Below are 26200 nucleotides of genomic sequence, written 5' to 3' on the forward strand. Positions count from 1 at the left end.
ACACACGAAGGAGGGGTACTCGATGGAGCAACAAATCATCATTCAAGCGGCCATCCGGCTTTTTAACCGGGAGCCGGTGCAGGCATTATCCCCTGAACACAGCTGGGACGAATCCTTGGGGAAGGAGATCCGTGCCTGGGATCCCGGAACGAGTGCTCATGCACGCGCGTTAAAATCGGGCCTGCTGCTTTGGAATGACGAGCTTGACGAATCGCATGCGATTTCCCAGTCGCTTGATACGCAGGAAGGCAGCTATTGGCACGGGATCATGCACAGGATGGAGACGGACTATAGCAATGCGAAATATTGGTTTGCCCGGACAGGCAAGCATGACGTGCATTCCTCCTTGCTGGAAGTTTCCAGTGCGTTGATCGAGCAGAGCAGGGAAGAACTGCTGCATGCGATCGAAGAGCTTTCCTCCAGAAAGGCGGCACACCGCCGCGCCTGTCTTTCTATTGCGGAGTGGGACAGATGGGATGCCTCTACATATGTCAACCTGGTGGAAGCGCAGTCGCATGCGGATGATGAAGCGAGCGGACGTCTGCTCAGACGCATACAACGTACGGAGATGGCCTTGCTGCTCGACTATTCCTATCATGCGGAATTTGGGGGAAGGTTGTTTGAATCGCTGGTTCAATCCTAATCGAGCGCCGGGTAACCCGCTTACACTGATGCTGCGCATGTATCGCTCCATCCTGCCGGAAGTTGACCGGCAGCTGGCTTACTGGCAGGAGGAGGCCGAGCGCATTCCAGATCCCGAACTGCGCAAGCAAGCGTTGGCCAGCATGCGAGACAAGCGGTTTCATTGCCAGGGGGGAGCCGTGTACGCCGCCATGAGGCCTGAGCAGGCGCATGTGCTTATCCCGCTAATCGTCGCGCTGCAAACGATAAGCGATTATCTGGACAATTTGTGCGACCGCAGCACTTCGATGGCTCCGGAAGATTTCCGCAGCCTGCATCAGTCAATGCTGGACGCTATCGATCCGGGAGCGGCATTGCAGGACTATTATCGCTATCGGAGCGAGCAGGATGACGGGGGATATTTGCATCGGCTGGTTCGCACTTGCCAGTCCTGCATATGCATGCTGCCCTCTTACTCGCTGGTGATGGAGCAGCTGCGTGAATGGGTAAGCTTGTATGCGGATTTGCAGGTGCACAAGCACATTCGGCATGACGCCAGGCTGCCTGCCTTGCTGGACTGGTTCGAGCAACGGAAGGACTTGGGGACCGATTTGCGCTGGAACGAATATGCAGCCGCAACCGGATCCACATTAGGCATGTTTACCTTGTTCGCATTGGCATCGGATAAGCATCTGGCCGAGGATGCCGTGAACCGAACCGCAAGAGCCTATTTTCCATACATAAACGGACTGCATATTCTGCTCGATTACTTGATTGACCAAGCGGAGGATGAAGCGGGCGGGGACTTGAACTTCTGCAGCTATTATACAAGCGGGGAAGAAACAGCGTCGCGCATTCAATGGTTTGCCGAGCAGGCGCGCATGCAGGCGTTGGGATTGGCGGAGCCGGCTTATCACGGCATGGTTGTGGAAGGCTTGCTGGCCTTATACTTATCGGACCCGAAAGTGGAGGGCCAGCACAATGTCCGTCAAATCTCCAAAAGACTGATGAAGCGAAGTCCGCTAGTGCGGTTGTTTTTTTGGATCAACAGTGTTTGGATACGATACAAAACCGACAGGAGGAAATCGAGATGACCGTAAAATCTATCGCTGTTTTAACTTCCGGGGGTGACTCCCAGGGCATGAACGCTGCCGTGCGTTCTGTCGTGCGCAGCGCCCTGTATCACGGCCTTGAAGTTCATGCTGTGCAGCGCGGCTACTTGGGCCTGATTACCGATGATATCCGTCCGATGGATCTGCGCAGTGTAGGGGATATTATTCAGCGGGGCGGCACGATTCTGCAGACGGCTCGCTGCAAGGAGTTCATGACGCTGGAGGGCCAGCAAAAGGGTGCGGAAAATTTGCGCAAGCGCGGCATCGACGGCATAGTCGTCATTGGCGGGGACGGCTCCTATCAAGGGGCGAGCAAGCTTAGCCAGCAGGGCATTCGCACGATGGCGCTGCCCGGGACGATTGACAATGACATCCCGTTCACCGATTTCACAATCGGATTCGATACCGCTGTCAGCATCGTTGTGGATGCCATCAACAAGCTGCGCGATACGATGACATCGCACGAGCGGGCTTCCGTCGTTGAAGTTATGGGCCGCCATTGCGGCGATATTGCGCTCTATGCGGGACTGGCAAGCGGCGCGGAAGCGATTCTGGTGCCGGAGGTTCCTTATGATATGGACCGAATTGCGGCCCGCATGAAGGAAAACTTCGAGCATGGCAAGCGGCACAGCATTATCGTTGTAGCGGAAGGCGTCGGCAAAGGGGATGACATTGCCAGAGAGCTGACCGAGCGTACGGATATGGATCCGCGGGTAACCGTGCTCGGCCATATCCAGCGGGGCGGTTCCCCTACCCACAACGACCGCATCCTGGCGAGTCGGCTTGGCGATTATGCCGTGCGTCAGCTCTTGGCGGGCGATTCCGGCAAGGCGCTCGGCATTGTGAAGGGCGAGCTTACGGCTACGCCGATTGATGAAGTAATCGGAGCGAAAAAGCCGTTCAACAAGGAGCTGTACGATCTGACTCTGCGGCTTTCGCAATAGGACCGTAAGACAACTGATACGAATGAACTTAAAAGGAGTGTATGGCCATGATTAGCGAACAGCTGCTGAAAGAATTGAATGAGCAAATGAACTATGAGTTCTACTCTGCGCAAGTGTATCTGGCGATGGGCGCATACTGCGCGGAAGAGAACTATGACGGGTTTTCGAATTTCTTCCTCGTGCAAGCCGAGGAGGAACGGTTTCATGCAATGAAAATTTTCCGTTATATCGACGCATTGGGCAAACGGGCGATCATTACCGGCATGGATCACCCGAATAACGATTATGAATCGGTGCTGCAGGCATTTGAGCACGGCTACCGCCACGAGCAGGAAGTGACGAGAAGGTTCTACCGCTTGTCCGACCTGGCTTACAGCGAGCGCGAGCATGCGACGATCCATTTCTTGAAATGGTTCATCGATGAACAGGTCGAGGAGGAAGCGCTGTTCGACGGACTGATCCAGAAGCTGAAGCGAATTGAGAACGACAGCAATGCGTTTTTCATGCTGGATGCCGAGCTGGCCAACCGGACCTTTACTCCGCCTGCGGAAGAATAGGACGAGCTAGCTTCATCGCGGCTTTGGAGTACAGAGCGAGACTGCCAGTCCGAGGGACTGTGATGGTTTCGCTCTTTTTGGTTTCCGCACTTCAGCGTACGGCTTTGCCTGCGTCGTGCAACACCCGCTCTGAATCCGTGCAACCAGATTTTAGCGGAAGCGGCTGGCCTTATTTCAAGCAAAACTGATAAAGTCGGAGAATTAGCGGACGTTACCGGACTTATTCGCCTGACTCACACTGGTATACATATGTTGGACTCAGAATAAGACCAGTCCGTTCGCTTATATGACAGACTACTTTGGCGCTTGATGAAATAAGTCCACGATTTTCCTCTAATAGCCGCACGTAGAGACACTGCCTATTCTGCTGCCTTAATGAAAAGAAGCTGCCCCCAGTCCAATAGACTGTTGAGACAGCTTCTTATGCAGTCGCCGGGCTCTCAGCGGCAGGTACGAGTTCTATACCAGTTCTCGCAGGCGTCGGCAGGTACTGTGCCATGGCTTGCAAGCGCGACAGCAGTCGGGTCGAGCTCTCCAGCAGCGCCTGCCGCATGGCAACTCCTCGCAGACAGGCTCCTCGCCGTATAGCTCACTCCGCTAGAGCGCCAGTCGATGCTACGTTTCCGGGTCCAGATCATAATCGACTCCGGCGGTGTATCGGTTGGAAGCGTTCCAGAGCAGAAATTCGTCGATGCCTTGTTCCTGCATGGCCCGAATCTGCGCTTCGACTTCCTTCTTGCCATAAGGAATATAACCCGGCACCCAGGAAGCTGTGAAATCCTGAATCCATGGCCGGATGATCGGTTTGAGCTCGCCGATTTCCTCCAGCTTTGTGTGCGTGTCTGCCATAGCGCCATAGATGACTTCGTACGGGCTGGCATCCGGCACCTTCTGGCCAAACCATCCCGTGCTGTAATGGCTTGGATAGACCATCGGGCAGATGACATCCACATATTGCGAGATTTTGTTGAAATCCTGGCCGATCCCCTCGGCCGCAGGGACAGAAGCAGCGTAGCCGAATATATCGACGGAGACGCGAACGCCGAGCGGTGCCAGCTCCTCCCGTGCATATTGCACGAAATCTGCCACGGCTTCAATTCGGCTTCGTTCGTCCTGGTAGTAGGTCAGTTTGTCCGCTCTTGTTTCAAATCCTTCAGGGAACCGAACGTAGTCAAATTGAATCTCCTTGAAGCCAAGTGCGGCAGCTTCCTTCGCTACTTCTATATTGTAGTCCCACACCTCTTGAAGGTACGGGTTGACGAAGCTCTCCGGGTTGTGCGGCTTTCCGTTGTCCCACACGGTGCCGTCCGGGCGAAGGAAAGACCATTCCGGCTTCTTCTTGGCGATAATGGAATCCTTGAAGACAACAATCCTTGCTATCGGGTAAATGTCGTGCTCCTCCAATGTATCCATAAGTGCAGGTATGTCGCGTATAATTTTGGTGGTTGTCCCCATCTCTTGAAGCTTCGGGTTTTCTGATGGATAAGTAATGTTGCCCCAATCGTCTTTCACATCGATGACCATGGCATTCAACTCGGTATCGTCCATCAGCTGCAGCAGCGATTCCATTCTAGCACCTGCCGCGCTGTGAGCAGTGACATAGATGCCTCGCACTACAGGGGCTTCTTCCCGTTGGGGATCAAGCTTGACCAGCAAGTCTGATTTGCCGGATTCGCCGCTAATGCTGGATGAACCCCCATCCAGAACTGGCTTGCCGGCATTTCCCTCCGGAAGCTGTGCAATGATCGCATGCTTGGAGTCTAGGGATGCCTGTATGAGCTGCTCGAAGCTTGCGTCAGGCTGCGCTTCCTCCACATTGCCCATCAGCAGCAGAAGTGAAGCAAGTAAAATGTCCATGAAGTCGGTCTCCTTTGTGTTGGACGCCGTTTGGCTCGTCCGTTCTCCCCTTTGGCCGCATCCAGCGAATGGCTTTATCGGATGTGTACGCAACAAGCCAAGCTTCTATGCGTCGTCTGGAAGTATTCCCTACGTATAAAGGTTTCAGCTGCGGGATATACTGATAGTTTTATTATAACGGACAGCTTTCGACTTGAACATTGGAAAAAATGACGTTTTTCAACAATTGCTGCGGCAGCAGGAGAATGACAGACTACTAATATTCTTGCAGCTTACAAAAAAAAAGACGCCCATTAATGAAGCAGGGCGTCCTTCTGGTGCTCGGCAATGCTGTGCTGGATAATTTCCAGCGCGCCTTCCGTATCAAGTTTGTCCATGCCGTCCCGCAGAACGATAAGCGATTCCAATTCGTTCTCTGTCAGGAACGGATATAGATCCGGGGTAAAGCTCTTCACGATCCTGGCCAATTTAACAGCTTCCGGTTCCATCGCTATCACCCTTCCAATTGGTATTCATGACCTTTGGAAAAAGCAAACAAGCTAGTTGCGAGAATAGAGCGGTTAAACACCAGAAATACCGAATTCGTCAACAACATCCTATGACAAATCCGTACCTCATTATACCATAGAAGCTGTCTCGTGAAAGACCCTTTTTTTTAACAAATTGCAATTTATTTGATTGTCCCTCTGCGCTTGCACATGTCAAGAAGGCGGCCTTGACGCTTGCCGGCAAGTTGTGAAAGCCTCCTTCAAGTGCGCCTGAATTCGCCCAGCACCCCGACAGTCGGGACGACGTTGACGAACGCTTTCGGGTCGGTTTCCCGGATGATGCGGCGAAGCTCGGCCAATTCGTAGCGGGTTGTCACGGTCATCAGCATATCCTTTTCCGTGTGGGAGAAGGCGCCTCGCGTATGGACGACGGTAACGCCGCGCGGCTTTTGGAGCAGTTTTGCAAGGATGGCATCCTTGCAAGTGGTGATAATAAAAGCGGTCACCTTTACATGTCGGATGTGAATGGTGTCAACCACCTTGCCTCCGACATAAATCGATAGCATGGAGGCCAGCGCATCGTTCCAGTTGAACATGTACCCGAGCGCAATGACGACAATACCGTTCAGACCGGACAGCAGAGTGCCTAACGGGAAATCGCGCTGCCGGGTAAGGATGGAGCCGAGAATGTCGAAGCCGCCGGTGGACCCGCCGAAGCGCAGCGAGATACCGGTGCCGATCCCGACGATGACACCGCCGAAGACGGCCGAAAGCAGCAAATCTTCGGCCACCGCCCGCACCGGAATCCATTCAAGGAACCAGGATGTGAACAAGACCGAGAGGATGCTGTAGAAAATAAACAATTTGCCAATGACGAACCAGCCCCATATCAACAGGGGAAGGTTCAGGATGAAGTAGAGGATCGCGATGTCAAAGCCGCTCCAATAGCCAATAATCATCGATACCCCCGAGACGCCGCCGCTCAGCATCTGATGGGGAATGAGGAACAGATTGAACCCGCAGGCCAGTATGGCCGCGCCTAAAATCATGATGAAACTGGGGATGGATTTGTTCAGCATTCTAAGGTTCTCCTTTGCTTTACTGGAATTCCCTGCATGGCCCGTGTTATACTTATATAAATTATCTGTTGTACGGCATAATCGTATGTAACGACTAGCTCCGATAATGGAGCTTTTCTGATGAATAGCGGCTGGCAGGCGGAACTTGCCGCAGGCGATTGGACGCCGTGCGAAAGATGATATGACCATTCACAAATATAGAGGGAACTGTATGATTCCCGGAAGGAAAAGGAGTAGGACCCATATTGAAAACATTTCAGGAACTAGAACTCGAACCCAAGGTACTCAAGGCGATTACGGAGCTTGGATTTGAGGAAGCGACACCCATTCAGGAGAAGGCTATTCCCATTGCAATGGCAGGCCGCGATCTGATCGGCCAGGCACAGACAGGTACAGGCAAAACCGCTGCATTCGGCATCCCGCTGATCAATAAAATTCCTCCGACAGAAGACCGCATTGTTTCGTTGATCATGGCTCCAACCCGCGAGCTCGCCATTCAGGTAGCAGAAGAAATCGGCAAGCTGTCCCGGTTCAAGGGATTGCGCTCGCTGCCGATTTATGGAGGCCAGGATATCGGCAAGCAAATTCGCGCATTGAAGAAGCGCCCGCAAATCATCATCGGTACGCCAGGACGGCTGCTGGATCACATTAACCGCAAGACCATTCGGTTGGACTACGTGCAAACTGTCATTCTGGACGAAGCCGACGAGATGCTGGATATGGGATTCATGGATGATATTACTTCGATCTTGAAGCTGATTCCCGAGGAGCGGCAGACGATGCTGTTCAGCGCAACGATGCCTCCGAACATCCAGAAGCTGGCGCAGCAATTCCTGCGCAATCCCGAGCATGTATCGGTCGTGCCGAAGCAGGTGAGCGCTCCGCTGATCAATCAGGCGTATATTGAGGTGCAGGAGCGCCAGAAATTTGATGCGCTGTGCAGATTGGTCGATATGGAAGCGCCAGAGCTGGCAATCATCTTCGGACGCACAAAGCGCCGTGTGGATGAGCTGAGCGAAGCGCTGCAAAAGCGCGGCTATTCGGCAGAAGGGCTGCACGGAGACTTGTCGCAAAATCAGCGCGATACGGTGATGCGGAAGTTCAGGGACGGCAGCATTGATGTGCTGGTGGCGACAGACGTTGCGGCGCGCGGCTTGGACGTGTCGGGTGTGACGCACGTCATCAACTTTGACCTGCCGCAAGACCCCGAGAGCTATGTGCATCGGATCGGCCGGACGGGGCGCGCAGGCAAGGAAGGCGTGGCCTGGACATTTGTGACGCCGCGCGAGATCGATCACCTGCACTTCATCGAGAAGGTGACCAAGCATCGGATTATGAAGAAGCCGTTGCCAAGTGTGGCTGAAGCGATGGAAGGCAAGCAAAAAATTATGGCGGAACGCATTCTGGAAGTCGTGCAAAGCGATAATTACCAGGAGTTCAAAGGCTTGTCCATCCAACTGCTCGAACAGTATGATTCGGTTCATCTGATGTCTGCGGCTCTTAAGCTGTTGACAGGCGAGCAGAACGAAGTGGAAATTAACCTGACGCCGGAAGATCCGATTCGCGCGAAGAAGCGCAAGCCTGACATTCGAGGCGGCAATCGCCGTTACGGCAGCAGCTATGGCGGAGGCAACCGCGGAGGCAAGACTGGCGGAGGCAATCGCGGCTATCGCGGAGACGGGCGCGGCGGACGCAATGAACGCGGGGATCGAGGCGGCAGCCGTTATGCAAAAAGCGGCAGCAGCAATCGCTACGGCGGCGGGGATTCTTCCTTCTCCAAAGAATCGAATTACCGCTAAGTAAGCATCATCGAAGAGCCGGTTTCGCCGTCGGAACAGCGGCGGAATCGGCATTTCTTTACGCGGTCCCGCGAATAGGCAGCATAGGCCCTCTAGGTTGTCTATATTAGCGGGCTAACTTACATGACGCAAAAGGAGTGGTTGCATTGGAAATGAACGGATTTATGGGTGGGTTGTACCGTATTACGGAATGGATTATGCGCTTCTCAGTGACCAATGTGCTGTGGGTGCTGTGCTCCGCCCCGTTTTTTTTCTTCGGACTTAGCTTGCTTACAGCGGAAAATACGGAACAAATACGGAGCGTGCTCTACTTGATGGCTGCCGTAGCCCCCTTTACCTTGTTTCCGGCAACTACTGCCATGTTTACGGTTGTGCGCAAGTGGATTATGGGGCAGGAGGATGCCCCCCTGCTGCGCACCTTTTTCAAGGGATTTAAGGACAATTATGTGCAAAGCCTGTTGGGCGGCTTGCTGTATACTGTGATCTATGCGGTCATGATCATGAACTTCCAGTTTTACAGCGCACAAGCGAACCTATCCGGAATTTTGGCTATCATGTTCCTTGTATTTATGGTCGTGCTCGGCATTTCAGCCTTCCATTTCTTTTCGCTGACAGCGCACATGTATATGTCGACATTGCAGCTCTTGAAAAATTCGGTGCTGATCACCATAGGCCGACCGCTTACCTCCATCATGATTGCGTTATCGGCTGGCGTCATCCTTTACATAAGCTTTTATCAGTTTCCTTTTCTGATCCCGTTTTTTATGGGCAGCCTGATTGCGTATATGGCGTTCTGGCACTTTTATCGCGTGTATCAGAAGGCGTTGGATATCCAGAAGCAGAAGGAAGAAGCGGAAGCGGCCGCCGATGAAGAGGACATGGACATGCTTGAACGGGCCGAGGCGGATTTGACAGAGGAATCGTCCAAGAAATAACGTGTTCCCTGCACTCCCAGCAACTCCTAGCGGCTCGACGTTTACTTTTGCCGGAGAGCGGTCTATAATAGGGATAAGCCAATCAACGAAGTACGGAAGCAACACAATCCGCGAAAAGGAATAGGCTAAGCTTCAGAGCTTTTCTTCACTTTCGCCGGGTTAATTTAGATCGGGCCCCGCGAAAGTAATCGGAATAAGCCTCCGAGCTTTTCTTCACTTTCGCCGGGTTAACTTAGATCGGGCCCCGCGAAAGTAATCGGAATAAGCCTCCGAGCTTTTCTTCACTTTCGTGGGTTAAGAAAAAAAAGAATATCCTGCGTTGTGCGTATGGTTCCATAATTGTTTTGAACCAATGATTGTTTCACGGGATTCCAACATCTTGTCGTGGCTGACATGCCCCCAAAAGGGGACTTCAAAAGCGGCATTGCGGTAACCCACCTGCGAGAGCGGGTTCATGAAACAAGTAGAACTATACGGCAATAGCGGGTATTTTTTTGCCCTTTAATCGCCAGAGCTGAACAGCTCCCATGTGATCCCTCCGTTACTTCCAAGTGCAGAGGATTGGGCTTGCTGCTGCTTCTGGCTTGTGCTAAACTTACTTTATTCAATAAAAAAAGAAAGGAGGACGAAGCATGGTTGTTCAGACGGACGGAGCCAACAAGCGCGGGACACCAGCAACTGCAAAAGCCTCGCTCATCAAGGATATTAACACCGCAGCGGTTCTAGGCATTGTACGGGAGCAGGAGATGGTCTCGCGAGCAGACATTGCGAAGACGTGCGGACTTACACCGGCTACGGTGTCGAGCATCGTGAGTGATTTGCTTGAGCTCGGGATTGTGAGGGAAACGGGAAGCGGGACATCAAGCGGTGGGCGCAAGCCGACGATGATTGCCCTAAATGAAAGGGCATGGGGAGCCATTGGCCTCGATCTTGGACCTCGCCAGATTCACGCCGGGATCGTCGATTTGCATGGAAAGGCGGTTCATGATGAGATCGTTCCGCTTCCAGCTGATCGATCAGAAGCTGCCATCCTTGGCTTGATGGACCAAGTGACAGATCGCTTGCTGAAATGGGCAGCATCCCGTTCCATGCGCATGGTTGGTCTGGGAATCGGCGCGCACGGGCTCGTCGATCCGAATGCGGGGGTATCCCTGTATGCGCCGGCCTTCCAATGGAAGCAGGTCGCAGTACGCGAATGGTTCAATGATCGGTATGAGCTTCCCGTTATGGTAGACAACGACGCGCGCGCGATGGCAGCGGGGGAGAAATGGTTTGGGGCCGCGCAGCAGGCGGAGAGCTTTGTATTTCTGAACGTTGGAACAGGCATTGGTTCAGGGATTTATCTGAATGGCCAGCTGTTGTACGGCGCGCATTTCGGAGCAGGGGAAATTGGCCATATCCCCATTTCTGATGACAGCCAAGAAATTTGCTATTGCGGCAAGAGAGGCTGCCTGTCGACATTCGCCTCCGGTCCGGCTTTGGAGAAGCGCGCGCGCATCGCTGTGAGGCAGGGCGCAGACAGCCTGCTGGAACAGCTGTCGGCAGGGAAGCCGGAGCGTATTACCGGCCAGCTGATTCATCAGGCGGCCATGCAGGGGGATGAACTCGCCGTTCGCCTATTGCGGGAAACCGGGGAGCATATCGGCAGCGCGTTGGCGATGATGGTGAACGTTGTCAACCCGGATATGATCCTGATCGGAGGCGGCGTATCGGAGGCAGGCGAATTTTTGTTCCATCCTATTCGCGAAACCGTGCGCAAGGAAGCCATGGCAGTCAACACGGAGCGCTTGTCCATCATGCCCGGGCAATTAGGCGCTGTATGCGGCGTTGTAGGTGCAGCCACACTGCTGTTGCAGGAAGTGTTTGCTCAGCCTAAGACATATTTGACTAGGGGAGGAACCTTGATATGAAGAGAATGGACAGACACAGACAGACTTTGACCGCAGCCTTTCATGAAGCATTCGACAATGCGGGAAAGGGAGAGGGTGGCTTGCGCTTCTTCTTCGCGCCAGGACGAGTCAACATGATTGGCGAGCACACCGATTACAACGGAGGGTACGTGTTCCCGGCAGCGCTCACCTTCGGCACCTGGGTGGTTGCTCGCAAGCGCCCGGATCGCAAGCTGCGGTTCGCCTCGCTGAATTTCCCGAGCATCCATGAATGCGATTTGGATCAGCTCGTATTCGCGGAGCATGACCGTTGGGCGAATTATCCGAAGGCTGTGCTGGCCCACTTGCAAAAGCACGGGTACGACAGCTCCGGCTACGACTTGCTGTATGCCGGCAATATTCCGGGCTCCGGCTTGTCCTCTTCCGCTTCCATACAGCTCGTCACCGCATACGGCATCATGCGTTCGGAAGGCCGCGAGGTGGATCCGGTGAAGCTGGCATTGATTGCGCAGGAATCGGAGAACCAGTTCATGGGCGTCAACTGCGGCATCATGGATCAATTTACGGTGGCCATGGGCAAGGAAGAGCATGCCATCCTGCTGAAATGCGATACGCTGGATTATGAGCTTGTTCCGTTCCGACTAAGCGGCTACAAGGTGCTCATCGCCAATACGAACAAAAGCAGGGGACTCGTCGATTCCGCCTACAACGAGCGCCGCGCGCAATGCGAGCAAGCGGTGGCGGACTTGCGTGCCAGTTTCCCGGATTTGAAGGTGCTGGGTGAATTGAATGCGGAGCAGCTGAAGACGCACATGCATGTTATTGGCGACAGCATCGTGCGCAAGCGTGCCGCCCACGTCATTGAGGAGAATGATCGGGTGCTGGCTTCCGTGAAGGCGTTGAAGCGAAATGACCTGCAGCAATTCGGACAGCTGATGAATGCCTCCCACGCTTCGCTGCGCGATTTGTATGAAGTGAGCTGCCACGAGCTGGACGTACTCGTAGAGGAGGCATTGCAAGTGGAAGGTGTTCTCGGTTCGCGGATGACCGGGGCCGGCTTCGGCGGATGCACGGTATCCATAGTGGAAGAGACTCAGGTAGATACGTTTATTGAACGGGTGGGAGCAGCCTACAGAGAACGAACCGACTATGAGGCTGAATTCTACGTCGCTGATATCGGAAACGGCGTACATGAGAAAGAGGAGGAATAGACGGTATGGCAGTATTGGTGACAGGAGGAGCCGGCTACATAGGCTCCCATACAGTGGCGGCCTTGTTAGAGCGGAATGAAGAGGTAGTGGTCGTTGATAACTTGTCGCAAGGACATCGCCAAGCGGTGTTGGGCGGCACGTTGTGTGTGGGCGATTTGCGGGACCGTTCTTGGCTGGATACCGTATTCCAGAGCCATCACATCGAGGCGGTCATTCACTTTGCTGCCAGCTCCCTCGTGGGAGAAAGCATGCAGGATCCCGGCAAGTACTATGACAACAACGTTTCCGGGACATTGGCATTGCTCGAGACGATGCGTCAGCACGGTGTGAACCGGATCGTGTTTTCCTCAACCGCGGCAACTTATGGCGAGCCGGAACAGGTGCCCATTCGGGAGAATGATCGGACCGTTCCGACGAACACATACGGCGAGACCAAGCTGGCGATGGAGAAAATGATGAAATGGTTCGATTCGGCCTATGGGCTGAAATATGTCTCCCTTCGCTACTTCAACGCAGCCGGCGCACTGCCGGATGGCCGGATCGGCGAAGACCATCATCCGGAAACCCATTTGATTCCGCTTATCCTGCAGGTGCCGCTTGGACAGCGCGAGCACATTTCGATTTTCGGGGATGATTATGCCACTGCGGATGGCACTTGCATTCGCGATTATATCCACGTGTGCGATTTGGCGGATGCGCATATACTGGCGCTGGAAAAGCTGCGGCAGGGCGGGGCAAGCAGCATTTACAACCTAGGAAGCGGGAATGGTTTTTCGGTGAAAGAAGTGATCGATGTCTGCCGCAAGGTGACCGGCCACCCGATCCCTGCTGTGGTACAGCCGCGCAGGGCGGGAGACCCGGCTGTGCTGATTGCATCCAGCGAGCGTATTCGAGCTGAGCTGGGCTGGCAGCCCAAGCGCGATAGTCTGGAGACGATTGTGGGAGACGCGTGGCAATGGCACCAAGCGAATCCGAATGGATACGGGCAAGATTAGCGGAAGCATGTGACAGCTAGGAGGAGGGGGAAATATGAGTCTGGCAGCGGATGTGGAAAGGCTGCTGCGCTATGGCCAAGCGCACGGGCTGTTGAAGGAGGAAGACCGCATTCCGGCACGCAATGCGTTGCTGGATTTGTTCAGGCTGGAAGAGCCGCTGGAAGGGGAGGCATACGACACCATTCAGGCTGAGCCGGTTCCCGCGATGGTCACAGAAATTATGGACCGTTTGCTCGATGAGGCTTACCGGAGCGGGATTATGCCCGATAATACCTTGACCTGCCGCGATCTATGGGATGCGCGCATTATGGGCTTGCTTATGCCGCGACAGTCGGAAGTGGCAAGGCAATTTTGGAATACGGCAAAGCGCTCCATCCGTCAGGCGACGGACGAGTTTTACGCCCTGTCGCAGGCTTCGAACTATATCCGCATGGACCGAATCAGCAAGAATGAATATTGGGTTTGCGATACCCCTTATGGTCAACTGCAAATTACGATTAACTTGTCCAAGCCGGAAAAAGATCCGAAGGAAATTGCTGACGAGCGCAATGCGCCGAAACGGAATTATCCCAAATGCCTGCTATGTGTGGAAAATGTCGGTTACGCCGGTCGGCTCAATCATCCCGCCAGGCAAAATCATCGTGTCGTACCGGTGAATATCGCAGGAGAACACTGGTATTTGCAGTATTCGCCGTACGTATACTATAACGAACACAGCATAATCTTCTCGGCCGAGCATAGGCCGATGCAGATTGAACCGGCTACCTTCACGCGATTGCTGGATTTCGCAAGCCAATTTCCGCATTATTTCGTCGGTTCGAATGCGGACCTGCCGATCGTGGGCGGTTCGATCCTTAATCATGATCACTTTCAGGGAGGCAGGCATGCGTTTCCTATGCAGCGGGCAGAGGCAGAGAGGCTGTATGCCCATTCCAGTTACCCGGGTGTGACAGCCGCACTGGTGAAGTGGCCGCTATCTGTCATTCGGCTTTCCGGGAAAGACCGGAATGCGTTGGCCAGCCTCGCAGCAGAACTGCTGGCGCATTGGCGTTCTTACGAGGATGGCGATGCAGAGATCATCGCCTTTACCGAAACGGACGGCCGAAAAATTCCGCATAACACGATAACCCCGATTGCCCGCGTGAATGAAGACGGCGAGTATGAGATGGACCTGGTGCTGCGCAATAACAGAACTTCGGAAGAGCACCCGCATGGCATTTTTCACCCGCACCAGGAACTGCATCATATCAAGAAGGAAAATATCGGATTGATCGAAGTGATGGGATTGGCTGTATTGCCTGGCAGACTGCAGGCCGAATTGAGGGAAATTCGTGCGCTGCTGACCGGCCAGCGGCATTATGATGCAAACGAAATAAAACGAGATGAGGCTCTCGCCAAGCACGGATCATGGATTGAGGAGCTGGTTCGCCGCTCGGGAACCGGACTGACAGAAGCGCAAGCCATGCGTGTGCTGCAGGAAGCGGTAGGAGACAAGTTTCTGCAAGTGCTGGAACATGCGGGGGTATTTAAGCAAACGGCTTCGGGGCGATCCGCATTTGATCGCTGCATGGCAAACGCAGGATTGCAGAGGACTAAATAGGACATTTGCCGCATCGTCCACTCCTCCTCAGGGGAGATGTCAGAAATTACAAAGAGGAATTTCCTTACTGCTGGCGAAACATGTCCAATAGACAACTAGATGTGCAGCAATGGCAGTCGCAGGAGGACAATCGAATGAAACCAGCAAGAAGTTTTCTGTTCGGCATACTTGTCGGTGGCATTTGTACAGGCAGCATTGGCTTTGCCGCTTCCGAATCTGTACAAATCGAGGTTACGATGCCGCAGGTGACATATTGGTTCGACGGCAAGCGGGTGAACGACGAGGAAGCATCGAGCGCACCTGACACGATCGCCTACGAAGGTGTCTATTACGTTCCGGCTCGCTCGTTCGCAGAAGGGCTTGGCAACGAGGTGGAGTGGGATGCTGATTCCAAGGAGGTGCATATTCGCTCCGTTGAGAAGCTGGCCTTTGATGTGATCGGCGAAGAGGAAGTGCCGGAGGAGCTAGCCGGCTGGATCGAGCAGTCCTTGCCGCTCCCGATGGCGCAGGTTAGGGAATACAAAGGAAATACATACATATTGATTACTAGGGGAAAGCAGGCGACTGGCGGTTACGGCGTGGAGGTTCTGGAGCTCAAGCGGTATAAGGATGAGATAGAGGCAGTGGTGGCGTTCGCAGATCCGGCCAAAGGAATGCTGATGACAACAGAGGTTTCCTTCCCCTATGTCCTCTTGCGTGTAAGAGGGACGGAATTGCCTCCCGTTCATTTCTACGAAGTGCAAGGGGAGGACATAGCGGAATGGACCGGCCCGAATCTGCCCGCCATTGTCGAGGCAGGCGAGTCCATAGCCTTGTTTGCACCGCATTGGGATCGCGGCACGCTCAAGATTAGCGGCGCGGCGAGATCGTTCGCAGGGCAAGTGTCTGTCGCACTGACGGATGAAAGCGGACGCATTCTGCAGGAGCAATTGGTTCAGGCTTCCGCGAATGCTCCGGATTGGGGAAGGTTTGAAGCGGAATTTGACTACGAGAATAGGCCGGAGATGCTGTCCCTAGTCATCGAAGTGATCGCTTCACAGGAAGGGCAGGAGGCTGAGCAGCTGCAAGTTCAGTTAGCTGTGCCTGCGCCGCACAAATGAGCCGTGGTAATAGATGACAAAGCATGATATGATAATAGACAGCGGAAACTTCGGACAACGGTAAGGAGGCACATCCAGTTGTTGAAACGAAATTTGGCTGGTATCATCAGAAGCCACGAGAGCACAGGGGAGAAAGCGCGTTACCCGGAACTGAAGACTCGATACTATCGACTCTCCAAGGAACAGACCTGGGAAGAAGTCGTGACAATCCTCAAGAAAATGCCAGGCTACAAGCTGCTCCACGAAGTGAAGAGCGTAGGCGAAATTGTCCTGGAGAAGAAAACGGCGCTTGGCCGTGTGCAGGACATTACAATGACCTTGTTCGCCATTACGCCGGCAAAAACAGCGATCGACATCTACTCGGCATCGCGGGGGTCGTTCGGGGACTTTGGATCCAATTATCGAGTTATTCAGGAAATTTTCAAGCAAATTGACCGCAAGCTTGCTGCTTACAAAGAATCGCAATAACGGCAATAACCGCAGGTTCGCCTGCGGTTATTGTTTGTCCATATATGTGCTTGTCTTAACCGATCAACTGCTTGGCAGCCGCAACGGCTTGCTCATAGTTCGGGTGCTCGGTCATTTCGCTTAAGTACTCAACATAAGAAATCGTGTCATTCTTGTCGACCACAAAGATAGCGCGCATGTCCAAGGCCAGTTCCTTGATGAATACGCCGTAGGCGGTTCCGAAAGAGCGATCTTTGTAATCGGACAATGTGACGACCTTGTCTACGCCGGCTGCACCGCACCAGCGGGCTTGTGCGAACGGAAGATCTACACTGACAGTCAAGATGACCACATCGTCGCCGAGATTGGCTGCTTCCTCGTTGAAGCGGCGGGTTTGCGCATCACATACGCCAGTGTCCAGAGATGGAACCACGCTGATGAGCTTTACCTTCCCTGCATAGTCACTCAGGCTGACTTGTGTCATCAAGTCTTTGTTCAGCTTGAAGTCGGGGGCTTTGTCTCCGGCCTTCAGCTCAGGACCTACCAGTGTAATCGGGTTGCCTTTTAATGTGTAGCCGCTGCGTTCTTGTGCCACCATTCATTCCTCCTAAACGAAATTTAGATGATTTTAGCAACATTCTTGTTTATTATAAGCATTATGCGGGCAGCTTGTCCAATGATGAAGGCGTATAAAAAAGTACAGTTTTTTGTTGAAACCATTAGGGGGCTCAAACGTTATATATAGGGAATGCTAGAGGAGGCTAAGGAATGATATTCCTTCGTTACGAAAGCTTTCGCGGCTTTCTGAAATTGTATCCGGTCACATCGGCGCTCATCAGTGCCAATTTGATCATGTTTATCCTGACGATGCTCAACGGCGGCTCGACGAATCCCGAGACACTGTATCGCTTCGGCGCGCTGTACCCGCCGCTTATGGATGGGATGTCAGATATGTGGCGCTTGGTGGGCGCGATGTTCTTGCATGCCGGCTTCGATCATTTGCTGTTCAATATGTTTGCATTGGTCGTGTTTGCGCCGCCGCTTGAACGTGTGTTCGGCAGCATGCGCTACGGGATTTTCTATTTCCTGTGCGGGATCGCAGGCAGTGTGCTTAGCTTGACTATGCTGGCGAATGTCTTGTCTGTGGGAGCCTCCGGCGCGATATACGGCTTCTATGGAGCGTATCTTTATTTGATACTTTTTCGCAAGCAGGCGCTCGACCCATCGTCACGCAAGACCATTCAAATTATTCTCGGCATAGGGATTGTGTACTCCATCATTGTGCCGCAGGTGAATATTTGGGGGCATCTGGGAGGATTTATCGCAGGATTTCTTCTGTTCCCCTCGTTCATACGCAGGTTGAAGAAGCCGCCGCAATCCGGATAGCCGGATCTCGCATCGTTCATTATGGGGTTGAAAAGGGTTGGAGGTAAAGTGACAAGTGGAGTTCAGACAGCTGCAATATTTTATTGAAGTGGCTAAAAAACAACACGTAACACAAGCGGCAGAAGAACTGCATGTGTCCCAATCGGCCGTCAGCCGCCAAATTCATCAGCTGGAGGAAGAATTGGGCGTGAAGCTGTTCATCCAGCAAGGTCGCAATTTGAGCTTGACTCCGGTAGGCCGAATGTTCCTGGAGCGAGCGGAAGCGGTCATGACGGATCTGCATCGCGCTGTTCATGCGGTTCAGGAGTTTATGGACCCGGAGCTCGGCGAGGTCCGCATTGGATTTCCCCACAGCCTTGGCGTGAATATGGTTCCCCGGATTATATCCATGTTCCGGCAGGAGCACCCGAATGTTAGGTTTCGCTTCAAGCAGGGGAAATACAACAGCCTGATACAAGCGGTGCTGAGCGGCGAGGTTGACTTGGCTTTTATCTCCCCGTGCCCGCAAAAGCACGATCAGCTGTCGGGCGAAGTGCTGCTGACCGAAGAGCTATTTGCAACGCTGCCGCCCAATCATATATTGGCAGGGGAACGTGCCATCAAGCTGGAGCAATTGAAAAACGAGCCGTTCGTCCTGTTCGGAGAAGGCTATTCCTTGCGTCCGATCGTGTGGGAGGCTTGCCGAAGAGCTGGATTTACGCCGAAGATCAGCTTTGAAGGAGAGGAAACCGATACGATCCGCGGCTTGGTTGCCGCCGGCATGGGGGTAAGCTTGCTTCCCGAATTGGCTTTGAAAGATTGCTCGGGCTTGCAGCCCGTCAAGGTGAAAATTGCGGATCAGAAGGTAACCCGGACAATCGGCATTATTCGCCGCAGAGAGGAGAAGCTGCCGACGGTAGCTGAGGTGTTCCGCCGATTCCTGATGTCTTATTTCAACTAAAGCAATAACAAAAAAACAGGGGCTGTTCCGAAAGTCGACGCGGTATCGTCGATCTTCGGCAACAGCCCCTTTTGTCGTACTGGCGGTATGTCCTATTCACGTCGATTCAAGAAGATCATCACGAACTTCAGCAGCTGAAGCAGGGAGATCAGAGCGGCCGCGACGTAAGTCAAGGCTGCCGCATTCAGTACCTTGGCTACACCTTTTTCCTCATCATTCGTAATGAAGCCTTCCGCGATCATTTCTTCACGGGCGCGATTGCTGGCGTTAAATTCAACCGGCAGTGTGACGAGCTGGAAAGCTACGGCTGCGCTGAAGAAGATGATGCCGAGCAGCAGCAGGTTGGTGGCGGAGAAGAACAAGCCCGCCAACAGCAGGTATGGCGCAATCCCGGATGTGAAGTTTACAACCGGGAACATGCGATGTCTCATGACCAGCATCGGGTAATCGACCTTATGCTGGATGGCATGGCCGACTTCATGGCAGGCCACGGACAGAGCCGCAATCGACCGCTCATGGTATACGGGCTCAGAAAGCCGAACTACGCGGTGAATCGGATCATAGTGGTCGGACAGCGTCCCTTGTACCGGCTCAATCGGCACATCGTGCAATCCGTTGGCATCCAGCATGCGTCGGGCCGCTTCATAGCCGGTCATCCCCGAGCTGTTGGCGACCTGCGCCCAACGGTTAAATGTTCCTTTGACCCGAAACTGCGCCCAAATGGAAATAATGAACGCGATGATAATCAGGATGTCCATAGGATGAAAAAACATGGCTGCATTCCTCCATCTATTATGTTTTTTTTCATGACTGAAAGATTGGTGTTCCTTACTCTTCCCATCCCTTCCATACGCACCAGCGGTCGTTTGGTTTCAAGATTGTTTGGCGAGATTTTCTGAGCATGGAGCAACCGGATAATAACAGGTTGTCCTTCCTATGGTGCGGACATATATACGATAAGATTATTTTATAAAACGCGGGGAAATGCCGTCAATAGCAGACAACAAGCCAATCATCGTTCGCTAATTCACAATCGGATCATCATGAGGTTGCAGTACCGTTAGTATTCACGATTTTTCCCTTTTCAATCGGAAGCGGCTTGTGCGCGTGAGAGACGAAATGAGAGGTGTTTGCGAATCGCTTTTCATGTAAGGTTTTGTTGCAATTAGAGAGTTCGATTGTTTCGATTTATGCAGATAGAAGCAGATGTTCTCATTTTCTTATATGGAAGCGGGGGATTTCTGGCAGAAAATTATAAGGATAAATTTTGAATATAAGGAAAAGGAAAATAACTGATGTCAGGTTTTTTTTACTAATTCAACGGAAAAGACGAATTATCAGCCCTTTCCCAAAGCGGATTCTTCGGTTTTTTTCATTTTTTTTGCGTCAATGTATTGTCAAATTCTAAGTAAGCCCCTATAATGACATTAAGGATTTCATTAGGTGTTAAATTACCTTACACAAGAGGAGTGGTCAATGTGGAATTTCAATTGAATGCCCTATGGGTCATGATCGGTGCAATACTTGTTATCTTCATGCAAGGCGGATTTATCATGCTGGAGACAGGTTCGACTCGTATGAAGAACGCAGGCCATGTGGCAGGCAAAACGATATTTACGATTGGTCTTGCCGCAATTATTTATTGGATGATCGGTTGGGGGATCGCTTACGGTCCAAATGGCAATCTGTTTATTGGCTTAGGCGATTTCTTCTACAATCCATACAATAGTGGAGACGATTTGCCGAACTCTGTATCGTTTGTGTTCCAGTTCGCCTTTGCGGCCATCTCGCTTTCCATCGCTTGGGGCGGATTCGCAGAACGCGGCAAGCTGCCGGCTTACCTGCTGTTCACGATCGTGTTTATCGCTTTGATTTATCCTATGGTGGCGCACTGGATCTGGGGCGACGGCTTCCTGGCTGAGGACGGTGCGCAGGATTTCGCAGGTTCGACTGTCGTTCACTTGACGGGAGCTATGGCAGCGTTGGCGGCAACAATCTTGCTGAAGCCGCGTATTGGCAAATTCAACAAAGACGGTTCGGCCAACAACATTCAAGGTCATAACCAAGTGTTCACTACATTGGGCGTGCTGATTTTGTGGGTTGGCTGGTTCGGCTTCAACGGGGCCTCCACGCTTGGCGTCGATGATACAGCATTCTTCGGCTATGTTGCGTTCACGACTTTGCTGGCGACAGGCGCTGGCGCAATTGTATCCCTGCTGACAGTATGGGCGCTTTCCGGGAAAGCTGACATCGGCACGATGCTCAATGGTACATTGGCTGGTCTGGTAGCCATCACAGCATCCTGTGCGTTTGTTGATCCGTGGGCAGCCGTCGTTATCGGCGCCATTGCAGGGGCATTGGTCTATGCAAGCATGAGATTTTTTGAGAAAATGAAAATTGACGATCCTATCTACGCACTTTCGGTTCACGGCGCTGCGGGGATTTGGGGTACACTGGCCAACGGCTTGTTCGCCACGGAGGAGCTCGCTGTTAATCAAGTAGGCGTAGGTCAGGCAGGCTTGTTCTATGGCGGCGGCTGGAAGCAGTTGTGGGTACAGTTCGAAAGTGTAGTTGTCTGCGGTATCTTCGCCTTCGTGGTCTCGTTCGTCGCTTTGTTGATTATTAAGGCGTTGGTAGGACTTAGAGTTACGGAAGAGCAAGAAATTATGGGTCTAGACCTCAGTGAGCATGGCAGCTACGGCTATCCGGAGCATATGACCAATTCCGGCAAGACAACTGGTGTGAACGGCTGAGGATAAGCCTGGCGATAGCAATGCATATCAGTGGCGGGGCGGAGTGAATCCGCCCCGCTGTTCTTTTCTTACTCGCGAGAAACGTACATGTTCAGTGAAGGGTGTGGAAGGTAGGGGAGGCACTTGGGCAATATCGATTGGAAGCATTGGGAACATGCTGTTAAGGAAAGCGTTTCGCCTAGCGCATTGCGACAAGTTCGGGAGCAATTTCATGAGACGGCGAGCGAGCAAGCTGTCGGCAGATCTGTAGGGGAATCCATCATGTTCATCAACCGCATGCATGACATGCTTATCAAGAAATGTCTGCAATTCAGTGAAACACAGATGGAGCAGGAAGGCTGGGGAAGGCCGCCCTCGGCTTATGAGTTTTTGCTGCTGGGAAGTGCCGGACGCAGAGAGCAGACATTGTGGAGCGATCAAGACAACGGGCTGGTCTATCCGCCGCCTCCAGAAGCGGAGGAAGAACGCTACGAGCGTTATTACCTTCAATTGGGCGCGATCATGGTGGAAACCTTGGAGGCGGTCGGCTATCCGCCGTGTGAGGGCAATGTGCTTGCACGCGAGCCATCGTGGTGCAAATCCGTCAATCAATGGGTTCACTTGCTCGATCAGTGGCTGGCTGACCCGACGTGGGAGCATGTGCGCTTCATGCTGATCGTAGCGGACATGCGGTCCTTGTCCGGCAGCGGCGCGCTTTGCGCCAAATTGAAGGAGAAGCTGTTTCAAAGCGTCAAGCGTGACAAGGAGCTTCCGGAACGTCTGCTGTACAACGCGTTGCGTCATAAGGTGCTGCTTAATGTATTCGGCGGTTTCGTGAAAGAATCTTATGGCGAAGCTGCAGGCAGTATTGATATCAAGTATGGCGCTTATATTCCGCTAGTGAATGGCGTCCGGCTCCTTGCGATTACAGCCGGCATCATGGAGCCTGCGACGATGGGACGCATCTCGCATTTGGCAGCGCGCGGCTTGATAAGCGAGGCGATGGGCAAGGCGCTGATCGGAGCGTTTCAAACCGTGCTCGACCTGCGCAGCCGTTCGCAATTCCGGCTCGTTAACGGCGCATATGAAGGGACGGGCATGGTTGATTTTGCCGAACTGACGAAAGAGGACAAAGACGCCTTGAAACAGGCGCTCAAGACGGGGGACGCGCTGCAGAAATTTCTGCGGAAACAAATTGGCGCTTCCCGGTAATGCGGAGGGAGCAGGATGGACGAGAGGAAAAAACAGCAAAGTTTATGGAGGTTGTACAAAATGGGGGGGATTGCCCCTGCGGTCGCTTCCGCTTTCGGCGCTCAGAATGCGCAGCAGATGGCTTTCATCCGTTCCGTGATGAAGCAGAAGCGCAACGAGCCGAAGTTTGATACGCCGCTGGACGACCTTCAGGTAGTCATCTTCGACCTGGAAACGACGGGATTCTTGCACGCGGGCGGGGATGAGATCATCTCTATCGGTGCAGTCAAGGTAACCGGAAGGGAGCTTGACGAGGAACAGAGCTTCTACAGCCTGGTGAACCCGAATCGTCCTATCCCCGAAGACATTCAGGCGCTCACTGGCATCACGGACGAGGAGGCCGGGCAAGCGCCAAGCTTGATCGATACCCTGCAGAAATTTATGGGATTTGTGGAACGGCGTATCCTGATCGCCCATGGTACCGGACATGACAAGCAATTTCTGAATGCTGCGCTCTGGCGCACATCGCGGATTACTCTGACGCATCGGGTGCTCGACACGATCCTGGTGGCGAAATGGCTCAATCCGAATCTGTCCACCTATGGGCTGGATGAGCTGCTGGATTTGTACAAGATTCCGGTGACCATACGCCATCATGCCCTCGAAGATTCGCTTATGACGGCAAAGCTGTGGCTGTGCTTTCTTGAAGAGATGAGGCAGCGCCAGGTCGCTTCCCTGGGTGACCTTTATGCGCATTTAAGCAGGCATTAACCAAGTTTATGTAACGATAGTATAAGCCATTGGCAGAAAATCAATAGCAGCTTCGCCCCCGTGGGCGAAGCTTTTTCGTATGCGGTAGCAGGCCAGCTCGGGGCTGCGGCGGTCCCGAAAAGAGGCGATCCAGTAGCTGGGGAGATCGGGCCAGTAGAGCTGGTGATCCGCCTCGGACGGCACGGCCGCACTGAATGGATGGCTGTGAACCAGCCCGATCACGGGTTGATCCGGCGCATAAATCAAGGGAATCCATTCAGCCGGGTCCAGTGCAAATCGGGTCCGCGGGTGTGGAGAGCAGTTCCGCAGCGGCTGAAAAGCTGTAATCGCATGGTGCGCACCGAGAAAAACGCCGCATCCTTCATTGGGCAATGAGGCGGAGCAATGTGCCATTGCTTGCTCATAGGCCTGTACAGTAACGTGCATGATCGACCTCTCCTTTTCTGCTCGTAATCTGTCTCCATTATACGAACAGGTTTGCAGAGGCATCAAGCGTCTTGCAAATGCTTGTCGGGCTTGATCAGGAAGAAAACAAGTCCCAACGTAAGCAGCGAAAGCGCAGAAACCATAATAAACACATAGCGGTCATTGATTCCCATAAGCCAACCGAACAGCGGCGGGCCGAAGGCGACCCCTATGAAGCGAAGGCTGCTGTAAAGGGAGGTGATCATGCCGCGCTCCTGCTTGGAGACCGAGCCTGTAATCATGGTGTTCAAGCACGGAAGCAGCAAGCCGGTGCCAATGCTGCTCAGCGTCAGCAAGCCGATAAAGACATAAATGTTTTCACGGAAAAAGATCGTGAGCGTAAGGGAAGCTGTAGCCAAGGCCAAACCAATATTCATGAGCCAGCGCATTAGCAGCCCGTTCTTTTTGATTACACTTCCCGTAATGTAGGAGGTCGTCACCATGCCCATCAGGGGGATGGCAAGGACGAGACCTTTCATAACGCCATCAATATTGTATGGCCTCTTCTCCAAGATATCCGATAAATAAAACAGGACGCCGAACAGGATGAACAGGGCGAGCGAGCCTGCGAAAAAGGCGGTGATGAGCCATCGTCCCTTTTGCTTGAGAATTTGACCGATATCCTTCAAATATTTTTTCAGTCCGGGGGCCTTTTTCTTGCTTTTCGGCTCCTTGATCAAAAAGATGACCGCGATTAGCGACAAGGCGCAAAACGCGGGGAAAGCGAAAAAGGCTGCATACCAGACGATCAGCGCGAGCAGCGATCCCAGAATTGGACTTAAAACCTTGCCGCCGCCATTGGAGGCTTCGATTAATCCGAGCGCCTGGCTCTCCGTACCGCCTTTATACATATCGCCGACAAGCGCCATGGCGATCGGAGCCGTACCGGCCGCGCCCAGGCCTTGGATTGCTCTTGCCGATATAATCACCGGGTACGATTCCCAGACAGCGCCAAATCCGGCCAGTATGCCGGCAGCCCCATACACGATAAGCGAGGGAATGATGACGGCTTTGCGGGAAAACCGGTCGGACAAATAGCCGAGAATGGGGATAAAGATGCCGGCTGTTACAGAGAACAGCGTAATCGTCAGGCTTGTCTGGAATTGCGTGATGCCAAGGGCGCGCTTCATATCCGGCAGCACCGGGATCAGCATGGAGTTGCCCAAAACCAGAACGAGTGGAATCGAAGCAAGCGCGAGATATTCCCAAACCTTCCCTTTTCCGGTTTCGTTCCCGCCATTCCCGCCATCCTTTGCTTTCGGCGGGCGTTCGAGCGACATGTCGCTTTCGAACGTAATAGGCAGAACCGAACGTCGCTGCTTAGTTTTTTCCATAACGATGCCTGTCCCTTTCTTCGTGAAGTGTATGTATATCTTTCCCCTGCGCGTTCGTTGCATTCTTTTTGAGAAATGGGAATAAATAAGGTATGATGGAAATGCAGGAACGCTTGGCTTGAAGGAGGATGCATGTGAGGAATTTGGCTGTGATGCTTGTCATCGTTGCATTGGTCGGCGTCGCTGTTTACCAAAATGTCATATCGGAAAGCGCCGCACTGCCTACAGAGGAAGCGCCCAAACAGAATTTTTTGGCGCCGAGCTTCTCAGCGGAAACGATGTCCGGGGACGAAATTGAAATCGGAGGGGCGCGCGACAAGGCACTGCTGTTGAATTTCTGGGCGGCCTGGTGTCATCCGTGTCATACCGAGGCGCCGGATTTGGCAGCGTTCGCGGACAAGTACAAGGACGATTTGGATATTGTAGCCGTGAATGTGACGAACATCGATGATCTGGACAATGCGAGGGACTTCGTAGACGAATACGGGTTTACATTCCCAATCCCTCTCGACCCGAAAGGGGACATACAGAAGCTGTACAATGTTTACAGCTATCCGACGACCTTTCTGGTGAATCGGGACGGGGTCATTCGCCACGTGATCCTGGGCATACGCCCTCCGAACGATCTGGAGCGCATGATCAAGGATACGATAAAGGGATAGCAGGACGAAAAAAGCTGCGCACCAGTCTTTGCATGACTGGTGCGCAGCTTTTCGTCTATCTCGTGCACGGCTGGGCACGCATGAT

At 53.1% G+C, this 26200-nt stretch carries 25 protein-coding genes and 1 other RNA gene; 19 read left to right on the forward strand and 7 right to left on the reverse strand.

Going from position 1 to position 26200, the window contains the following annotated elements:
* The first annotated feature begins 22 nt into the window (after positions 1-22).
* The 4 genes from XYCOK13_RS05080 to XYCOK13_RS05095 are packed head-to-tail and all read left to right on the forward strand — an operon-like array spanning position 23 to position 3234.
* Positions 23-643 carry a hypothetical protein gene (locus XYCOK13_RS05080; RefSeq protein ID WP_213410796.1) on the forward strand — a complete coding sequence of 207 codons (621 nt, stop codon included), beginning with the start codon at positions 23-25 and terminating at the stop codon, positions 641-643.
* 28 nt (positions 644-671) lie between these two features.
* On the forward strand, positions 672-1715 hold the full coding sequence (locus tag XYCOK13_RS05085; RefSeq protein ID WP_213410847.1) for a tetraprenyl-beta-curcumene synthase family protein: 1044 nt from the start codon (positions 672-674) through the stop codon (positions 1713-1715).
* A complete protein-coding gene (gene pfkA, locus XYCOK13_RS05090; protein ID WP_213410797.1) occupies positions 1712-2677 on the forward strand; it encodes a 6-phosphofructokinase in 966 nt (321 codons plus the stop codon). Before XYCOK13_RS05085 ends, pfkA begins: the two co-directional genes overlap by 4 nt.
* Before the next feature lie 47 nt (positions 2678-2724).
* Positions 2725-3234, forward strand: a complete 510-nt coding sequence (locus tag XYCOK13_RS05095; protein ID WP_213410798.1) for a ferritin — start codon at positions 2725-2727, stop codon at positions 3232-3234.
* Positions 3235-3849: 615 nt separating this feature from the next.
* Here the strand turns inward: XYCOK13_RS05095 and XYCOK13_RS05100 are convergent.
* From XYCOK13_RS05100 to XYCOK13_RS05110, 3 genes are all read right to left on the reverse strand, one after another.
* Entirely contained in the window at positions 3850-5091 is a 1242-nt protein-coding gene (locus XYCOK13_RS05100; protein ID WP_213410799.1) for a putative glycoside hydrolase, read from the reverse strand.
* A 293-nt stretch (positions 5092-5384) separates the two neighbouring features.
* The gene (locus XYCOK13_RS05105) at positions 5385-5579 is read right to left on the reverse strand and encodes a hypothetical protein (RefSeq protein ID WP_213410800.1); all 195 of its coding nucleotides are present in this window, start codon (positions 5577-5579) and stop codon (positions 5385-5387) included.
* Positions 5580-5839: 260 nt separating this feature from the next.
* Positions 5840-6658 (reverse strand): YitT family protein, encoded by an 819-nt coding sequence (locus XYCOK13_RS05110; protein ID WP_213410801.1) that lies wholly within the window; start codon positions 6656-6658, stop codon positions 5840-5842.
* Between the two features lie 245 nt (positions 6659-6903).
* On the opposite strand from XYCOK13_RS05110, the gene cshA reads away from it, so the two are divergent.
* From cshA to XYCOK13_RS05155, 9 genes are all read left to right on the forward strand, one after another.
* A complete protein-coding gene (gene cshA, locus XYCOK13_RS05115) occupies positions 6904-8457 on the forward strand; it encodes a degradosome RNA helicase CshA (RefSeq protein WP_213410802.1) in 1554 nt (517 codons plus the stop codon).
* A 152-nt stretch (positions 8458-8609) separates the two neighbouring features.
* A complete protein-coding gene (locus tag XYCOK13_RS05120; protein ID WP_244865011.1) occupies positions 8610-9392 on the forward strand; it encodes a YesL family protein in 783 nt (260 codons plus the stop codon).
* Positions 9393-9700: 308 nt separating this feature from the next.
* A non-coding RNA gene (gene ssrS / locus XYCOK13_RS05125) (6S RNA) lies at positions 9701-9885 on the forward strand.
* Between the two features lie 139 nt (positions 9886-10024).
* Entirely contained in the window at positions 10025-11302 is a 1278-nt protein-coding gene (locus XYCOK13_RS05130) for an ROK family transcriptional regulator (RefSeq protein WP_213410804.1), read from the forward strand.
* 5 nt (positions 11303-11307) lie between these two features.
* On the forward strand, positions 11308-12492 hold the full coding sequence (locus XYCOK13_RS05135) for a galactokinase (protein ID WP_213410848.1): 1185 nt from the start codon (positions 11308-11310) through the stop codon (positions 12490-12492).
* A 5-nt stretch (positions 12493-12497) separates the two neighbouring features.
* The gene (galE, locus tag XYCOK13_RS05140; protein WP_213410805.1) at positions 12498-13487 is read left to right on the forward strand and encodes a UDP-glucose 4-epimerase GalE; all 990 of its coding nucleotides are present in this window, start codon (positions 12498-12500) and stop codon (positions 13485-13487) included.
* A 34-nt stretch (positions 13488-13521) separates the two neighbouring features.
* Entirely contained in the window at positions 13522-15087 is a 1566-nt protein-coding gene (locus XYCOK13_RS05145) for a UDP-glucose--hexose-1-phosphate uridylyltransferase (protein ID WP_213410806.1), read from the forward strand.
* A gap of 134 nt (positions 15088-15221) precedes the next feature.
* Entirely contained in the window at positions 15222-16187 is a 966-nt protein-coding gene (locus XYCOK13_RS05150; RefSeq protein WP_213410807.1) for a Gmad2 immunoglobulin-like domain-containing protein, read from the forward strand.
* A 78-nt stretch (positions 16188-16265) separates the two neighbouring features.
* Positions 16266-16655: a DUF1499 domain-containing protein gene (locus tag XYCOK13_RS05155; protein WP_213410808.1), complete on the forward strand. Its 390-nt coding sequence runs from the start codon at positions 16266-16268 to the stop codon at positions 16653-16655.
* Positions 16656-16710: 55 nt separating this feature from the next.
* Here XYCOK13_RS05155 and tpx read toward each other — a convergent pair whose 3' ends face one another.
* Positions 16711-17229, reverse strand: a complete 519-nt coding sequence (tpx, locus tag XYCOK13_RS05160) for a thiol peroxidase (protein ID WP_213410849.1) — start codon at positions 17227-17229, stop codon at positions 16711-16713.
* A 173-nt stretch (positions 17230-17402) separates the two neighbouring features.
* Between tpx and XYCOK13_RS05165 the strand changes: the two genes are divergently transcribed.
* Together XYCOK13_RS05165 and gltC are read left to right on the forward strand one after the other, a co-directional pair.
* Positions 17403-18020, forward strand: a complete 618-nt coding sequence (locus XYCOK13_RS05165; RefSeq protein WP_213410809.1) for a rhomboid family intramembrane serine protease — start codon at positions 17403-17405, stop codon at positions 18018-18020.
* 55 nt (positions 18021-18075) lie between these two features.
* Positions 18076-18960: a glutamate biosynthesis transcriptional regulator GltC gene (gene gltC, locus XYCOK13_RS05170; RefSeq protein ID WP_213410810.1), complete on the forward strand. Its 885-nt coding sequence runs from the start codon at positions 18076-18078 to the stop codon at positions 18958-18960.
* A 92-nt stretch (positions 18961-19052) separates the two neighbouring features.
* Here gltC and XYCOK13_RS05175 read toward each other — a convergent pair whose 3' ends face one another.
* Positions 19053-19733, reverse strand: a complete 681-nt coding sequence (locus XYCOK13_RS05175) for a zinc metallopeptidase (protein ID WP_213410811.1) — start codon at positions 19731-19733, stop codon at positions 19053-19055.
* A gap of 648 nt (positions 19734-20381) precedes the next feature.
* Between XYCOK13_RS05175 and XYCOK13_RS05180 the strand changes: the two genes are divergently transcribed.
* From XYCOK13_RS05180 to XYCOK13_RS05190, 3 genes are all read left to right on the forward strand, one after another.
* Positions 20382-21713: an ammonium transporter gene (locus XYCOK13_RS05180; protein ID WP_213410812.1), complete on the forward strand. Its 1332-nt coding sequence runs from the start codon at positions 20382-20384 to the stop codon at positions 21711-21713.
* 123 nt (positions 21714-21836) lie between these two features.
* Positions 21837-22904: a DUF294 nucleotidyltransferase-like domain-containing protein gene (locus XYCOK13_RS05185; RefSeq protein ID WP_213410813.1), complete on the forward strand. Its 1068-nt coding sequence runs from the start codon at positions 21837-21839 to the stop codon at positions 22902-22904.
* A gap of 15 nt (positions 22905-22919) precedes the next feature.
* Complete coding sequence (locus tag XYCOK13_RS05190; protein WP_213410814.1) at positions 22920-23654, forward strand: exonuclease domain-containing protein; 735 nt, start codon at positions 22920-22922, stop codon at positions 23652-23654.
* 6 nt (positions 23655-23660) lie between these two features.
* Here the strand turns inward: XYCOK13_RS05190 and XYCOK13_RS05195 are convergent, their stop codons facing one another.
* Together XYCOK13_RS05195 and XYCOK13_RS05200 are read right to left on the reverse strand one after the other, a co-directional pair.
* On the reverse strand, positions 23661-24080 hold the full coding sequence (locus XYCOK13_RS05195) for a M67 family metallopeptidase (RefSeq protein WP_213410815.1): 420 nt from the start codon (positions 24078-24080) through the stop codon (positions 23661-23663).
* Positions 24081-24142: 62 nt separating this feature from the next.
* The gene (locus XYCOK13_RS05200; RefSeq protein WP_213410816.1) at positions 24143-25453 is read right to left on the reverse strand and encodes an MFS transporter; all 1311 of its coding nucleotides are present in this window, start codon (positions 25451-25453) and stop codon (positions 24143-24145) included.
* Positions 25454-25587: 134 nt separating this feature from the next.
* Between XYCOK13_RS05200 and XYCOK13_RS05205 the strand changes: the two genes are divergently transcribed.
* Positions 25588-26115: a TlpA family protein disulfide reductase gene (locus XYCOK13_RS05205; protein WP_244865010.1), complete on the forward strand. Its 528-nt coding sequence runs from the start codon at positions 25588-25590 to the stop codon at positions 26113-26115.
* Positions 26116-26200: the final 85 nt, after the last annotated feature.

This window comes from Xylanibacillus composti, from assembly GCF_018403685.1.
Classification (GTDB): domain Bacteria; phylum Bacillota; class Bacilli; order Paenibacillales; family K13; genus Xylanibacillus; species Xylanibacillus composti.

Excerpts from the sequence above, each read along its gene's own strand:
- XYCOK13_RS05080 (WP_213410796.1), top strand. The coding sequence starts at position 23 with ATGGAGCAACAAATCATCATTCAAGCGGCCATCCGGCTTTTTAACCGG.
- XYCOK13_RS05085 (WP_213410847.1), top strand. The coding sequence starts at position 672 with ATGCTGCGCATGTATCGCTCCATCCTGCCGGAAGTTGACCGGCAGCTG.
- pfkA (WP_213410797.1), top strand. The coding sequence starts at position 1,712 with ATGACCGTAAAATCTATCGCTGTTTTAACTTCCGGGGGTGACTCCCAG.
- XYCOK13_RS05095 (WP_213410798.1), top strand. The coding sequence starts at position 2,725 with ATGATTAGCGAACAGCTGCTGAAAGAATTGAATGAGCAAATGAACTAT.
- XYCOK13_RS05100 (WP_213410799.1), bottom strand. The coding sequence starts at position 5,091 with ATGGACATTTTACTTGCTTCACTTCTGCTGCTGATGGGCAATGTGGAG.
- XYCOK13_RS05105 (WP_213410800.1), bottom strand. The coding sequence starts at position 5,579 with ATGGAACCGGAAGCTGTTAAATTGGCCAGGATCGTGAAGAGCTTTACC.
- XYCOK13_RS05110 (WP_213410801.1), bottom strand. The coding sequence starts at position 6,658 with ATGCTGAACAAATCCATCCCCAGTTTCATCATGATTTTAGGCGCGGCC.
- XYCOK13_RS05120 (WP_244865011.1), top strand. The coding sequence starts at position 8,610 with ATGAACGGATTTATGGGTGGGTTGTACCGTATTACGGAATGGATTATG.
- XYCOK13_RS05130 (WP_213410804.1), top strand. The coding sequence starts at position 10,025 with ATGGTTGTTCAGACGGACGGAGCCAACAAGCGCGGGACACCAGCAACT.
- XYCOK13_RS05135 (WP_213410848.1), top strand. The coding sequence starts at position 11,308 with ATGGACAGACACAGACAGACTTTGACCGCAGCCTTTCATGAAGCATTC.
- galE (WP_213410805.1), top strand. The coding sequence starts at position 12,498 with ATGGCAGTATTGGTGACAGGAGGAGCCGGCTACATAGGCTCCCATACA.
- XYCOK13_RS05145 (WP_213410806.1), top strand. The coding sequence starts at position 13,522 with ATGAGTCTGGCAGCGGATGTGGAAAGGCTGCTGCGCTATGGCCAAGCG.
- XYCOK13_RS05150 (WP_213410807.1), top strand. The coding sequence starts at position 15,222 with ATGAAACCAGCAAGAAGTTTTCTGTTCGGCATACTTGTCGGTGGCATT.
- XYCOK13_RS05165 (WP_213410809.1), top strand. The coding sequence starts at position 17,403 with ATGATATTCCTTCGTTACGAAAGCTTTCGCGGCTTTCTGAAATTGTAT.
- XYCOK13_RS05175 (WP_213410811.1), bottom strand. The coding sequence starts at position 19,733 with ATGTTTTTTCATCCTATGGACATCCTGATTATCATCGCGTTCATTATT.
- XYCOK13_RS05180 (WP_213410812.1), top strand. The coding sequence starts at position 20,382 with ATGACATTAAGGATTTCATTAGGTGTTAAATTACCTTACACAAGAGGA.
- XYCOK13_RS05190 (WP_213410814.1), top strand. The coding sequence starts at position 22,920 with ATGGACGAGAGGAAAAAACAGCAAAGTTTATGGAGGTTGTACAAAATG.
- XYCOK13_RS05195 (WP_213410815.1), bottom strand. The coding sequence starts at position 24,080 with ATGCACGTTACTGTACAGGCCTATGAGCAAGCAATGGCACATTGCTCC.
- XYCOK13_RS05200 (WP_213410816.1), bottom strand. The coding sequence starts at position 25,453 with ATGGAAAAAACTAAGCAGCGACGTTCGGTTCTGCCTATTACGTTCGAA.